Raw genomic sequence first — 13266 nt, forward strand, 5'->3', positions numbered from 1 at the left:
AGCTGCCATGGAGCTGAGATTGCAATTGAAACTCCTCACTTTTCTTGGATTGATTCATGGAATGACCCAACGCATTTTTGGCATTTTTCAAGTGGTTGGTCACGTCGGATGGAAAAAGGTGAATATCTTAGTCACATTGTAGGTGAGTTTGAAACGATCGAAAGCAGAATCGAGTTCAATCAAACCTTTAGAAGCATAATTCCAAAACTTATTTCAAGGATTTTGGGCCAAGATACTTACGAAAAGTATTATGCATTTATTTTTCCCGCAAGAAACATTCACACACGACTTCGAGTAGTTAAAAATTAAACTCCTATTAAAGCTTAGATTTTTTGGACAGCGGAGAGTACATCTATGTCGGAACGCCATAAATCAACAATAGTTTCTATTCTTGTTGTCAGCTGTATTGGTGCTGCATTGGTATCTTGGCGCATTTTTGATGCTTTGATTGTCATATTTGCTCTAGTTATGATGAGCTTTTACACAAAGGATATGCGCAAATGGATACGCGAAAAAAGATTCTCTGGTCCCGGAAAGTTTACAAATTGGCTTATTCCGATTTGGCTTATTGCGGTAACGCTTAGTTATGCTACCCAGCAAAGTTTTGGCCAAGATCAACTAGATGATATCTTGAGTTTTAGATGGATGCTTGCTTTATTTCTGTTCGTTTGGGCTGGCACTAAAATTACTTTTTCAAAAAGATTTCTCACTTCAGTCTTTAGCTCAATATGTATTTTTTTAATTGCAGGACTACTGTGGCAATTTATTATTTTGCCTACAATTTCACCGTCAGTTCAACTCGACACTCGTTTTATTGGTTTTTTTCACAATGCAAATCACTACGGCTTAGCAGTTGGAATTCTATTTTCCTTCACCGCGGGCATTCTAACTTTATCCATAGTCCAAAATGCATCAATCCGCACATCTGCTGCAGCCTTACTTATATCTGGAATTTGTACATTCGGAAGTCAAACACGTAGTTCCTGGCTTGGTATTGGGTTAGCAATCCTCTTCATTTTGATCATATTTAAACGAAATAAACGCATCACGTATCCACTTATAGCATGCGCAGTTGTCACCACACTAGTTTTTGCTTTTGATATTGGACCACTTAAAAGTCGCCTGCTTTACGCTTTCGATTCATCAGGCACTTCTTCAACAGGAATAAGGATGGACCTATGGAAGGCAAACATACAAATTTTTAAAGAACATTGGATTTTCGGTGCAGGTTACTACGAAAATATACGTTTGCTTCCAGAATACTTTAAGAAACTTAATATCAATCAGACATTCATTGGTCATGCCCATAATCAATATTTACAGGTACTTGCTGGTACGGGAATTGTTGGCTTCGTGGTATATCTGGCTTTCTTTGCGAAATACTTGCGCTTTTTCTGGCTAAAGTTCACTCAACTCAAGGATACAAATTCGATGCAAATTTCCTTTGCATCGATTCTCGTATTAATTACCTTCTTAGCCCAATCATTAACAGAATGCCCTTTTAATCTAAGAGAACCCAGAAGTATCATGATAATCTTACTGGGAACAACGTACGGATACCTTTCGAAATTAAGTCCAGAATCATAGCTAAAAAGTAAAAGGAATTTACTTTTTCACGATGGTTGATTTCAATTTACTCGCAATCAGATCTGGTGGATAGATCATTGCTTTATAAACACCGCAATCTATTATCTCGATTGGTGTACCAAAATCTGCAGTCAGCTGCTCTACCGTCTTGTCGAACTCTTGGCGATAAGTATTATGGGCAATGACAAAATCATACTTGTCTGTAAATACATTTTTATTAGTAATCCAGTAATGGTATTTCATTTCATCCATATTCATTTGTGCAAGCTGCAACCCTGTCTTACTCGTGTACGCAATACGTTTTGCGTCCCAATACCCAGAAATACCATGGCGAATTCCCTTAGAACCAAGCTGTTCATCTAAACATCTAACTTCTTCAGGATAATAGGTTCGAAGATTCGCCAATGCTTCCGACTTTTCTAATCCAACCAAACTTCCAAACAACAATAAAGCGCACAGACCACTTAATGCCAGGCCAACTTTCTTCCGATCAAAAACCTGATCTAACAAGAACGGTAAAAACAAAAATGGACCATAGACGATATTAAAGGCATATCGCAAAGGAGCTCCTAGCTGACTTGGAAGAACCACCAGATTTGCAGCCATCGAAACCAATAAAAACAGAGCTATGAACCATGCCTTACTGTCACTTTTTTTGAACTTCCACATTCGCCAAAGAACCACCACATTCAAAACCAAAAAAACTAAACCGATGATCAGGAAAGACAGACTATTGTTAATAAGATCTTGCAGATTGTCTGCGTAAACATTTAAGTTTGCTTTAATTCCATAATAAGAAGTGAAATAACTAATGGCTTTATAAATTCCAAATGAAATTAAAGTGCTATAAAAAACAAAGAGCGCTTTGCTTTTGCTCTCCTGCACCGGAAGGATTTTCATCCACCCCATCACTAAGAAAACAAAAATCGCGGGCAACACAAACTGCAAGATAATTATCTGATCAGAAAGAAGAATACAAAATAAGATAACTACTTGAGCACACTTAATCAGTTTGTTTGATGGATTTCTAAATCCCAAAAGGACAACCCACAAAAGCGCCAAGGTGCAGATATAGGCACCAATATGAAATGCGGACTGCAACCATAAATTGTAATCAAGCGGAAGCAACCCCTGACCAAGAACGGAAAATAAAACAACAAACCCAGCAAGCCTGATCCAGGTTTCATTTTTCTCAAGCTCTCTGTAGATTAAGTAAACAAAAAGCACCAGCATTAGTAGTTGAACCACACCATATGCCCAAATCATCAGGTGCTTATCCGCAAAGATCTTCCACATCGCAAATATGTTAAGCATGTCAGGAAATATGTATAACGCAGGACCAAGACGCCATTCAGAAAGACGAGCACCATTTGAAAGAATATCTATCGCAAGAGTTGGGAAATAGACTGCATCGGAGTTATAAAAAAGTTCCCTATCTATAACACCACGACCAATTGCTCCTAGATAATTCCAAAAACAAAGAAGAAACGAAAAAACAAATATGATGGATGTGGAGTACTTTTTAAACATAGACAAAACACTAAGTTATTCACTATATGCTTGCAAGACAGACAGCAATTGTCCTATTGCATTATCAGCACCACTACTCCAAAATTAGCTCACCCAGTTTTGCCTTATGGGTTCGCACGTACTCTGGAAAACTCTCATCAATCTTAACAAAACGAGAATCCAATTGATCACCATAAAGACTCCCACCATTACGGATAATCTCCTCAACCTTATTAGGATCCTTGAACTCATCTTTATTGTGTTCTTTATGAGCGTAAGCTTCGATCTTTTCGATAACCTTTTTCGCCCCGCCTAGATAACTAAAATGCCAACCACCGTTAGGTACGACAGTGATTTTATCAGTACTGACGCGATTTTCACGGTACAGGCGAGTTTTTTTAATTGTTTTGATATCGGAGTAGTTAAGCATAACCGTTCCATACCAAGGCATATAACCATCAACCAATGGGATAGGCTCTGGGTAAGTCTTAATGAAGCAATTCAAATAGTAGTAGTAAAGCTTTTGTTGAAACACCTTGATGCCAGGTTTCGAAGCATATTCCTTCACTAGCTCTGGACGTGGAATTTCATCCACATCGGAAACAATGATCACATCATTGGGCTTACAGTTTTTAAGTCCATAAAGGATGCCTTCTTTTTGATGATCATCGTAATCCCAAGTTTTAGGAACGCGCCACTTGGAAAAAAAGTTTGGATATTTATCAACAACAACGTGCTCGATTTTATGCAAGAATGGCTTGAAGCGCTCTTTGTTTTGTTCGAAGTAAAGAGGCTTTTCTTTCTTCTGAAACGTACGCGTGGCTTCAACCAGTACAAACTTATCAACAACTTCATTCAATGTGTTTAAACGAATCTCAAGAAGGTCCAGCTCATTAAAAAAAGCAAAGCAATCGTAAATCATAAACAACCTATTTTCTGGATTAATCAAGTTCCGAGCTGATGGAAATCAAATACTGACCGTAAGCATTCTTCTTTAATGGCTCAGCTAACTTTAACAGCTGCTCTTTGCCGATATAACGCATACGGAACGCAACTTCTTCAGGCGAGGCAATCTTTACGCCCTGACGCTTTTCGATGGTTTGAATAAACATGCTGGCTTCAAGCAAACTCTCGTGAGTTCCTGTATCCAACCATGCAAATCCACGTCCCATGACTTGAACGTTGAGGTTGCCTTTCTCAAGATACACGCGATTAAGATCCGTAATCTCAAGTTCACCACGATGTGAAGGTTTAAGTGCCTTTGCATATTCAACTACGTGCTTGTCATAAAAATACAACCCGGTGACAGCATAGTGCGACTTAGGCTTTGTTGGTTTTTCCTCCAAAGATACTGCATTGCCAGATTTATCAAACTCAACAACACCGTAACGTTCTGGATCGTGAACTTTGATCGCAAAAACTTCAGCTCCATTTTTTAGCTTTGCTGATTCCTGCAATAGTCCCATAAACCCATCACCGTAATAAATATTATCACCAAGGACCAATGCACACTCGTCACCGTCGATGAATTTTTCACCAATGATAAAGGCTTGAGCCAGACCATCCGGAGAAGGTTGAACTGCATAAGAAAGCTTAATACCCCACTGCGAACCATCACCAAGGAGTTGTTCAAATCGTGGCGTATCCTGTGGTGTAGAGATAACTAAAATATCGCGAATTCCCGCCATCATCAGAGTTGTCAGCGGATAGTAAACCATCGGCTTATCGTAAATCGGAAGAAGCTGCTTACTTACAACTGTTGTTGCAGGATAAAGTCTAGTACCAGAACCGCCGGCAAGAATAATCCCCTTCATTACTTACGTCCCCCATAATTTTTATCCAACCATTCGCGGTAACTACCAGAAACAATGTTTGAAACCCAAGTTTCATTATCTAGGTACCACTGGATAGTCTTAGCCAATCCAGTTTCGAAATTTTCTTTGGGCATCCAACCCAGCTCTTTTTCAATCTTAGTGGCATCAATGGCATAGCGCTTGTCGTGCCCCGGACGATCCGTCACATACTTCTTCTGTGATTTATAACTCTGGCCGTCTTTGCGAGGACGAATTTTATCCAAAGTATTGCAAATTGTATCTACGACCTCGATGTTCTTTTTTTCATTCCAACCACCGACGTTGTATGTTTCGCCCAGGCGACCCTTTGCAAGTGCGAGCTCGATCGCCTCACAGTGGTCAACCACATAGAGCCAATCGCGGATATTAGAGCCGTCGCCGTAGATTGGAAGATCCTTACCATTCAAAGCATTATGTATCATTAGCGGGATCAACTTTTCCGGAAACTGATACGGCCCATAGTTGTTTGAGCAATTCGTGGTTACAGTCGGCAATCCATACGTGTGATGGTAAGCGCGCACCAAGTGATCACTTGCAGCCTTAGAAGCAGAATACGGACTATTTGGCTGATAAGGAGTTGTTTCACTGAACGCGGGGTCATTTACTTCCAAACTTCCATAAACTTCATCCGTAGAAACATGCAGGAAGCGGAATGCTTTCTTTTCGGCTTCCGGAAGTTGTGACCAGTATTCTTTAGTTACTTGAAGCAAGTTAAAGGTACCAACAATGTTGGTCTGAATAAATTCGCCTGGACCATGGATCGAACGATCGACATGGCTTTCCGCCGCAAAATTCAAAATGGCGCGGGGCTTATGCTCGCGAACCAACTTCTCTAATGCAGGCAAATCCAAAAGATCTGCTTTGGCAAAAATATATTTGGAATTACTTTCCACAGATTTTAAATTTTCGAGATTACCTGCGTAGGTCAATTTATCGATATTAACAACAGGCTCGTTGTTATTTTTCAACCAATTCAGAATAAAATTGGAACCGATAAATCCAGCTCCGCCTGTTACGAAAATCATAGTAATAACCCCAATTTAACAAAGATAAAAATGTACCTTAGAACATTCGAATATCCAACGGAATGCAACGCAAAATGATTCTTTCTATGCAGGCCTCAACCCCTGTGTTACCAAATATAGAAGGCCAATTAGATCAAGGACAACACTTTGCAGCAATCACCTATGACGATCTACTTTGATATCAGCACACTCAACCCAGACAAGGTTACGGGCGTAGGTGTCTATATGCTTCAGCTATGGGAGCGTCTCCGCAAAAGGACCGATCTAGTCGTCATTCCCGTGCTAAAACTTTCACGCATCAAAAAACGCGCAAAACTTGAGCAGTTCTTAAACTCTAAAATTCAGCTAATTTGGCCGTGGACGGGAATGGGTTCGAAAAATGCCCTCTACCACGGGCCTGATTTTAAAGTACTTATGAATGCCTTCCTTCCCCGCGTGGTCACCGTTCACGACATGGTGGTTTTTGAAAAGTCGTACAACAATCCAGCTTTCTACACCAAAGGCATTAAGGAACTAACTCAGGTTCTCAACAAAAAACTAAACGCCGTGGTCGTTAATTCTGAGTTCACAAAATCTGAAGTATTAAAGCACTTCCCAGAGTTAAAACAAAAAACTCACGTCACCTATCTTGGTTGCGACCGTACTTATCCCCCTCAAGTGCCATTCGAAGACGATAGACTTGGCAAGTATATTTTGTTCCTGGGAACTTTGGAAAAACGCAAAAATCCAGTTGCAGTTCTTGATGCTTTTAAAATCCTTTGCGATCAAGGTACCGATTTAAAATTAGTTTTAGCCGGAACCTGGGGTTATGGCGAAAACGAAATCAAACAAGCCTTGGTGCGATTTCCATATCCAGACAGAGTCTTTCATTTAAACTACGTTCCTAACAATCAAGTTGCTGGCTTATTCAAAAATGCCCAAGCGTTCGTTTTTCCGAGCCTGTATGAAGGTTTTGGCATTCCAGTATTGGAAGCCATGAGCCTGGGGTGCCCTGTAATCACTTCAGATAAAGGGGTATTGAGAGAAATCACGGGCGATGCCGCATTACACGCATCCCCGACTGAGCCGAATGAAATTGCGCAATCTCTGATTCGTCTACTTGGTTCGGAAGAATTAAAACAAAGCCTGATCACGAAGGGTCGCATTCAGGCCGCTAAATTTACGTGGGATAAATGCGCAGAAGAAACGGTCAACATTTACAAGTCCATTTTAAAAGCGACTATTTAAGCGCCTTCAATACCGGCTCTAACATTCGCATTGAACCGTAACAAGTAAAGTGAACGCCATCATTCCAGAACTTAGGGGAACCATCATCCCCTTCGATCCCTTGAAAAGCATCAACGATCTTAACTTTTGAATTCTTTGAGAGCTCGATCAATTCCTGAATCCACTTTTCATGCCGCGCATATATTTCAGCATGCTCAGCCTTTAATTTTGCCAGAAACACGGGATTGTAAGGAATCACGACAACGACAACTTCAACGCCATTGTCAGACAAGGACCTCACTTGATCCGCAAATAGCTTCCAGGCGTTTTCACTTTGGGCAGATTTAATTGGGCCGTTTACGTAGTTCTGATAAAGCATCTGCACTTCGCGTGAAAGACCCTCGACCGACTCATTGCCTTTGAATCCTGGATCCATGCAGCGCTCATAAAGCTCACTACCCGGGCCTTGGTTTACTGCGACTGAATTTTTATGTTTCACATGATGAAGTGATGCTTCAAAGGTATTATGATCAATAAGAGACTGCCAATGGGAAGCTCTTAACCAAGGATTTTCATGCGCGCTTGTATCAGGCAAATATTTTCGAAGAGCTTCAGTGTTTTTAATTCTTGAATCCGTGTTTTCAGAAATCAACTCGAAGTAATCAGCAAACCAGATCACTCTTTTCAATTTGGTTTTTTCTTTGGCCATATTGCTGAAGATGATTTTAGTCATGACTTCGGCACCTTCGGTGGCGCCGTTAATTGTTTTTAACCCCGTCACTTGCTCTACCCATTGGGGCGGAGTGGTTTGCGCGCGAGAGGATCCTAGAATCAACTGCTCAGCTTCTGGATGCGCCAGAATTGTTTGAGCTGTTTTGTAGTAAATATTCAAACTTGATCTTTTTAGGCTTACTTCAGAACAGTTGTAAAAACACTGCGGGTCGGTTTGATAATTAAACAGAGCAATGCCACCCAATAGTAAAATGATCGTCGCTATAAGCAGATAGAGAGCTTTTAAAGAAGACATAAACTCCCCTTCCTAGAACTGGAAGTAGAGGAACGGAGATTCCTCGCCCATATAAGTTAAACAAACTACAAACATCAGCGCCAACAACACCACTCGCCACGCGGAAGGCTTAAACTTGATTTCCCAAGTGTTGCGAGCAAATAGTGCAATCGGCAGCGCTAAAATCAAAGCTGCGAAGAAGCGATCACGGTGCTTGGTTGCAATAAACAGAATATCCCAACTGACCGGTCCCTGGATCATGAAGACTTTAGACAGCCATAAATTCGCTGTGTGTATATCCGGCGCCCTAAAGAACACCCACGCCACGTTCACAGCCAGGAACGTCAAAATCCACTTTAACCATTTAAACTTAAACAAATCCCAACCGCGGTTCGTAAAGAATCGTTCGACAAGCAATAAACTGCCATGGAAGCAGCCCCAAACCACATAAGTCCAAGCAGCACCATGCCACAGACCACCGATCGCCATCGTCAGAAACAGATTACGATAGGTTTTCAATTTGCCGGCGCGATTACCACCCAAGGAGATGTACAAATAATCCCGTAACCAGGCCGACAAGCTGATATGCCATTTTTGCCAGAACTCAGTGATTGATTTGGATTTGTACGGGGAATTGAAGTTTTGTGGGAATTGGATGTTCATCATCAATCCCAAACCAACGGCCATATCAGAATAGCCACTGAAATCAAAATACAACTGCATGGTGTATCCCACCATCGCGAGCCACGACTCCCCTGTGGAAAGTTGCGCCATATTGCCAATCATCGGATCGATAACAATGGCAATGCGATCGGCGATCAGCATCTTCTTGGTCAAACCAAAGATAAAGAAGTAACAGCCGCGCCAGAAGTTTTCGGCCTTGAATACATAAGTTTCATTAGCCTCTAGCTGGGGAACGATCACATTATGACGAACCAATGGTCCCGAGATCTGATGCGGAAATAAAGTCACATAACCCGCAAATTCCAACAAGTTAGCGTGAGCATCTGAAGTCTTACGATAGACGTCGATCACGTAAGACATCGACTGAAATGTGTAAAATGAAATACCAATCGGCAATACCAACGCCAAATGAGGAAGCAACGCCTGAGAAACCCCTGCGCTTTGAAAAACTCCATTCATAGATTCAGCGAAGAAGTTGTAATACTTAAAGAATCCCAAAATAGAGAGATTGCAAATCACCGACGTCAGCAGCAGCGCTTTTCGCATCCGCTGAGTTTTTGCATAGTAGATAGCCTTGGCTAAGTAAAAATCCAGGACAACCGTGAACAACAATAGAAAGACGTAGGTTTTACTCCAGTACGCGTAAAACACGACGCTTGAGAAAAATAAGAACCACAACTGCAGATTCTTTTTTGTGATCAGGTAATAGCCCAACAACGTGAGCGGCAAAAATAAGAATAAAAATGAGTACGAATTAAATAACATTGCAGCGAGACTATAGAAGAGCTTTCATTAGAAACCAACCGTCTTAAGATGTGCCAAATCGCGTCAAGGCATAGGCGCTAAACCCACGAACAGCCCCGTAGATCACCAAAAATGCAATTTCCAAATTGTGCGAAAATATTGATAAACAATTACAATCAGTATAAAAATCTCAGTTCGTGAGGTTCATAATGAAGATTTTGGTTACTGGTGGCGCCGGTTATATCGGGTCACACACAGCAAATAGGCTTTTAGAATCAGGATTTGAAGTAGTCATTTTTGATAAACTGACAACGGGATTTCGCAATGCCGTACCCTCAAACGCAAAGTTTATTGAAGGCGACATCAGAAATGAGGCGTTTCTTGCTGATGTATTGATTTCTGAAAAAATAGACGCAGTTATTCACTTTGCGGCGAAGCTTAATGTTAAGGAATCTACACTAAAACCTCTTGATTATTACGACAACAATACCGGCGGCGTCCTTACTCTTCTTAAAGCCATGGAAACGGCAAAGGTACAACGTATCGTATTTTCTTCAACCGCTGCGATTTTTGGGGATAAGGTCCAAGATCGGGCTATCTTCGAAGATGATCCCAAAGCCCCCCTCAATCCATATGGTTATACTAAGCTAATGAGCGAACAAATCCTACAGGACGCCTCAAACGTGGGATCTATCAAGTATTGCGCTCTGAGATATTTCAACGTAGCGGGCGCAAGCGATTCTGGAAACAATGGACAACGAACTGCGGATGCTTTCCATTTGATTCATCTAGGCGTCCAAGCTGCTATTGGAAAAAGAAAAAACCTTCAGCTGTTCGGAACGGACTATCCAACCAAAGATGGCACTTGTGTTCGCGACTATATCCACGTTGAAGATCTGGCTGACATTCACCTTTTAGCTTTGCAGTATCTTTTAGCTGGCGGAGATTCCAACTACTTTAACTGTGGTTATGGTTTTGGTTATTCAGTTAGAGAAGTCATTGAAATGATCAAGAAGGTCTCGAATACTGATTTCCCGGTCATTGAAGGCGAACGCCGCCCGGGAGATGCAGCCTCTTTGGTGGCAGATTCCTCCAAACTGAAGTCCGTTTTGAATTGGAAACCAAAAAGAGCTGATCTTGAATTGATTTGCAGATCAGCTTACCAATGGGAAAAAAGCCTGAAAGAATAAAACATGATTAGTGTTAAGAGCAAAAATATCACATGGTTCGTTTTAGCAACCGTATTTATCGCCTTCATTTATTCTTTAATCGGTCGCCCAATCCATATCGATGACGCCTGGTTAGGCGAATACTCGTATTGGTGGGCACAACTTGGATATGTGAAATCAGAAGCTCTTAGAGGGTATTTTGGCGCCGAAAACAAACTGTTCGTTTATCATAAACTATTTGCCCAGCAAGGCGGACTTCTTATTCGGGCCACCGAATTCAATGTCTACATATTAAAGGCACTACCCCTTGCATATTTATGTCTAGCTTTTATTTTGGGCTTTCTCTTTTTCAAGAAATGGATGTCCACACTTTCTTTGTGCCTGCTGTTCATTTTGGTTCTGTGTTTTCATCAGATTGTCGGCTTAAGTTTCACCTTTAGACCTGAAATACCGGTCATGTTTTTTGGAATGTTGGCTGCTTACTTTCTTATTCGTGAAGAAAAGACTGAAAAAAAATTCATTTTTATATCAGCGTTTTTTGCAGCTATTGCCGCCGCTAATCACTTAAACGGCATGGTCTACATTGGTGCTGGAGTGCTGTATTTATGGATCCAAAAAAAATGGCTGCAAGGCTTTATATACGGGGTCATCGGATTCTTTGGAGTTTGCTATTATTTCATCGATGTCAGATCTCTGGAAGATCTAAAAACTCTTCATCTTCAATTTACTAATTGGAGAGATGTGGCTGGTGAAAAGGTGGGATTACTTCAACTGCCTTTACGAGTACTGAGAGAACAGGAACGCTTTTTTCATACTCCACCGGAAATCGCCTACAGTTTGCTTTTACTAACCAGTTTGTTCGTTTACTTCAACGAAAAGATCGGCTCTTTTCACAAGGAAACCTATCGTCTTTTACTTTATGCTGCCTTGGTTACTTTCTGCTTAAGTATTTTGGCGCACGGCAAGAGCACAAAATATATCGTATACGCGGTTCCATTTTTTATGGCTTTCATTGTCTTAGTTTGTCAGTACGCCCGTCGTGGCAAAATGGCAATTTTGGTAGTGGGTTCTTTGTATGTATTAACAAATCTCATTTATAATTTTAACGCCTTCAAAGGTGCACCTTTGTTTAGCCATGAAATTGAATATGCGGCAAAGCAAATACCTGCCGGAGCAAACGTAGCCGCACATTATCCTTATATTTTTCTGGGAATTCCATTGGGACAGAAAGTTCAGGCAACTGTAATTTATGAGGATATGGAACGCGCCAAGGTACTTCCCCCTACCGCCGAAGACTTTTTCGAACAAGCAGCGAAGTTTAATATTGATTACGCCCTAATTCAGGCCGAAGACCGTGCGCAATTTCATATTGCCTACGAAAAAGTAGGCCAATACGAGCCAATTTATAGGGGCGAACAGGATTCAGTCTGGTTATTTAGAAGAATCCGGTAGCGTACCCTGATCAATAAAGAACTGAGGGCGGCCTTTACTTTCGAGGTATATTTTACCCACGTATTGGCCAATTACGCCAAGTGAAAGAAGCTGGACGCCGCCCAGAAAGTAAATTGATATAATCAAGGACGTCCATCCAACCAATGTGTTGCCGGTGAAATATCGGTAAAGTGCATAGACTCCCAACAAGACCGTAACACCACAGATAATCAATCCTAGGGCAGAAATCATTTGCAATGGCTTATTGCTAAACGAGGTGATTCCGTTCCAGGCAAAAGTTAACATTTTTTTCAGTGGATACTTTGATTCACCAGCAACTCGCTCATTTCGATCATAGTACACAATGCTTGAATTCTTACTTGTTAGAAGGACTAAACCACGTAGAAAAAGGTGCACTTCTTGAAACTGCCCCAGGTAACTTAGAGCTTTCCTTGATAACAGCCGATAGTCCGCATGATCGTAGATTACATTAGTGCCCATTTTTTTCATCAATACATAAAAGGCGCGGGCAGATATTCTTTTAAAGAAAGTATCTTTTTCGCGGCGGCGGCGAACTCCGTAAACTACATCGTTTTTATCTTTAACGAAATGCTGAATCATTTCTTTGGCACAACCAATATCGTCTTGCAGATCCGCATCGATACTAATCGCACAATCAACCAACGGTGTTGAATACTTTAAACCAGCTAGAAGGGCGGGTTGGTGTCCCACATTTTGTGCCAGTTTAAGACCATGTACCTTCGAACTGTTGGCGCGCATTTTCAAAATTGTTTCCCACGTTTGATCTTTGCTGCCATCATCAACAAACAAAATGAAACTCTCCGGGCTGACCAGACCTTCATAAATCCAGGACTCCAATGCACTTAAAAATTGCGGCGTCGACAAAGGCAAAGCTTCGGCTTCGTTGTAACAAGGGCTCACGATGGCAACAATTGGAGGTGTGGTATTCATAAATATTGTATAATGGGTCCAAGACACTAGGTCCATACTGTTAAGTTATGCCGGGCGTTATTTCAAGCTCCAACAAACCG

The 13266-nt window shown here is 41.3% G+C and carries 12 protein-coding genes; 5 read left to right on the plus strand and 7 right to left on the minus strand.

Annotation, left to right across the window (positions count from 1 at the left end):
• Window positions 1–309, plus strand: a 309-nt coding sequence (locus AAAA73_RS15395; RefSeq protein WP_340599379.1) for a hypothetical protein, incomplete at its 5' end; no start/stop codon positions are given.
• A gap of 45 nt (window positions 310–354) precedes the next feature.
• On the plus strand, window positions 355–1587 hold the full coding sequence (locus tag AAAA73_RS15400) for an O-antigen ligase family protein (protein ID WP_340599380.1): 1233 nt from the start codon (window positions 355–357) through the stop codon (window positions 1585–1587).
• Window positions 1588–1605: 18 nt separating this feature from the next.
• On the opposite strand, the gene AAAA73_RS15405 is transcribed toward AAAA73_RS15400, so the two are convergent.
• The 4 genes from AAAA73_RS15405 to rfbB form a co-directional block, all read right to left on the minus strand.
• Complete coding sequence (locus AAAA73_RS15405) at window positions 1606–3117, minus strand: hypothetical protein (protein ID WP_340599381.1); 1512 nt, start codon at window positions 3115–3117, stop codon at window positions 1606–1608.
• A 73-nt stretch (window positions 3118–3190) separates the two neighbouring features.
• A complete protein-coding gene (locus tag AAAA73_RS15410; RefSeq protein ID WP_340599382.1) occupies window positions 3191–4018 on the minus strand; it encodes an N-acetylglucosaminyltransferase in 828 nt (275 codons plus the stop codon).
• A 19-nt stretch (window positions 4019–4037) separates the two neighbouring features.
• Entirely contained in the window at window positions 4038–4910 is an 873-nt protein-coding gene (gene rfbA / locus AAAA73_RS15415; protein WP_340599383.1) for a glucose-1-phosphate thymidylyltransferase RfbA, read from the minus strand.
• Window positions 4910–5974 carry a dTDP-glucose 4,6-dehydratase gene (gene rfbB, locus AAAA73_RS15420; protein ID WP_340599384.1) on the minus strand — a complete coding sequence of 355 codons (1065 nt, stop codon included), beginning with the start codon at window positions 5972–5974 and terminating at the stop codon, window positions 4910–4912. The genes rfbA and rfbB overlap by 1 nt, the downstream gene beginning before the upstream one ends.
• A gap of 162 nt (window positions 5975–6136) precedes the next feature.
• On the opposite strand from rfbB, the gene AAAA73_RS15425 reads away from it, so the two are divergent.
• Complete coding sequence (locus tag AAAA73_RS15425) at window positions 6137–7201, plus strand: glycosyltransferase family 4 protein (protein WP_340599385.1); 1065 nt, start codon at window positions 6137–6139, stop codon at window positions 7199–7201.
• Here the strand turns inward: AAAA73_RS15425 and AAAA73_RS15430 are convergent.
• Both AAAA73_RS15430 and AAAA73_RS15435 read right to left on the minus strand, forming a co-directional pair.
• Window positions 7194–8207 (minus strand): hypothetical protein, encoded by a 1014-nt coding sequence (locus tag AAAA73_RS15430; protein WP_340599386.1) that lies wholly within the window; start codon window positions 8205–8207, stop codon window positions 7194–7196. The two genes, AAAA73_RS15425 and AAAA73_RS15430, sit on opposite strands and share 8 nt — an antisense overlap.
• A 12-nt stretch (window positions 8208–8219) precedes the next feature.
• Window positions 8220–9635 (minus strand): MBOAT family O-acyltransferase, encoded by a 1416-nt coding sequence (locus AAAA73_RS15435; protein ID WP_340599387.1) that lies wholly within the window; start codon window positions 9633–9635, stop codon window positions 8220–8222.
• 188 nt (window positions 9636–9823) lie between these two features.
• On the opposite strand from AAAA73_RS15435, the gene galE reads away from it, so the two are divergent.
• Both galE and AAAA73_RS15445 read left to right on the plus strand, forming a co-directional pair.
• Window positions 9824–10804: a UDP-glucose 4-epimerase GalE gene (gene galE, locus AAAA73_RS15440; protein WP_340599388.1), complete on the plus strand. Its 981-nt coding sequence runs from the start codon at window positions 9824–9826 to the stop codon at window positions 10802–10804.
• A gap of 3 nt (window positions 10805–10807) precedes the next feature.
• The gene (locus tag AAAA73_RS15445; RefSeq protein WP_340599389.1) at window positions 10808–12235 is read left to right on the plus strand and encodes a hypothetical protein; all 1428 of its coding nucleotides are present in this window, start codon (window positions 10808–10810) and stop codon (window positions 12233–12235) included.
• Here AAAA73_RS15445 and AAAA73_RS15450 read toward each other — a convergent pair.
• Window positions 12215–13186 (minus strand): glycosyltransferase family 2 protein, encoded by a 972-nt coding sequence (locus tag AAAA73_RS15450; protein ID WP_340599390.1) that lies wholly within the window; start codon window positions 13184–13186, stop codon window positions 12215–12217. The genes AAAA73_RS15445 and AAAA73_RS15450 overlap by 21 nt on opposite strands.
• Window positions 13187–13266 lie beyond the last annotated feature (80 nt).

The organism is Bdellovibrio sp. GT3 (genome assembly GCF_037996765.1).
Classification (GTDB): domain Bacteria; phylum Bdellovibrionota; class Bdellovibrionia; order Bdellovibrionales; family Bdellovibrionaceae; genus Bdellovibrio.

What these genes read in the sequence shown, in the direction of transcription:
- AAAA73_RS15425 (WP_340599385.1), top strand. Translation starts at nt 6,137, where the DNA reads ATGACGATCTACTTTGATATCAGCACACTCAACCCAGACAAGGTTACG.
- AAAA73_RS15410 (WP_340599382.1), bottom strand. Translation starts at nt 4,018, where the DNA reads ATGATTTACGATTGCTTTGCTTTTTTTAATGAGCTGGACCTTCTTGAG.
- AAAA73_RS15435 (WP_340599387.1), bottom strand. Translation starts at nt 9,635, where the DNA reads ATGTTATTTAATTCGTACTCATTTTTATTCTTATTTTTGCCGCTCACG.
- AAAA73_RS15405 (WP_340599381.1), bottom strand. Translation starts at nt 3,117, where the DNA reads ATGTTTAAAAAGTACTCCACATCCATCATATTTGTTTTTTCGTTTCTT.
- AAAA73_RS15400 (WP_340599380.1), top strand. Translation starts at nt 355, where the DNA reads ATGTCGGAACGCCATAAATCAACAATAGTTTCTATTCTTGTTGTCAGC.
- AAAA73_RS15430 (WP_340599386.1), bottom strand. Translation starts at nt 8,207, where the DNA reads ATGTCTTCTTTAAAAGCTCTCTATCTGCTTATAGCGACGATCATTTTA.
- rfbB (WP_340599384.1), bottom strand. Translation starts at nt 5,974, where the DNA reads ATGATTTTCGTAACAGGCGGAGCTGGATTTATCGGTTCCAATTTTATT.
- rfbA (WP_340599383.1), bottom strand. Translation starts at nt 4,910, where the DNA reads ATGAAGGGGATTATTCTTGCCGGCGGTTCTGGTACTAGACTTTATCCT.
- AAAA73_RS15445 (WP_340599389.1), top strand. Translation starts at nt 10,808, where the DNA reads ATGATTAGTGTTAAGAGCAAAAATATCACATGGTTCGTTTTAGCAACC.
- AAAA73_RS15450 (WP_340599390.1), bottom strand. Translation starts at nt 13,186, where the DNA reads ATGAATACCACACCTCCAATTGTTGCCATCGTGAGCCCTTGTTACAAC.
- galE (WP_340599388.1), top strand. Translation starts at nt 9,824, where the DNA reads ATGAAGATTTTGGTTACTGGTGGCGCCGGTTATATCGGGTCACACACA.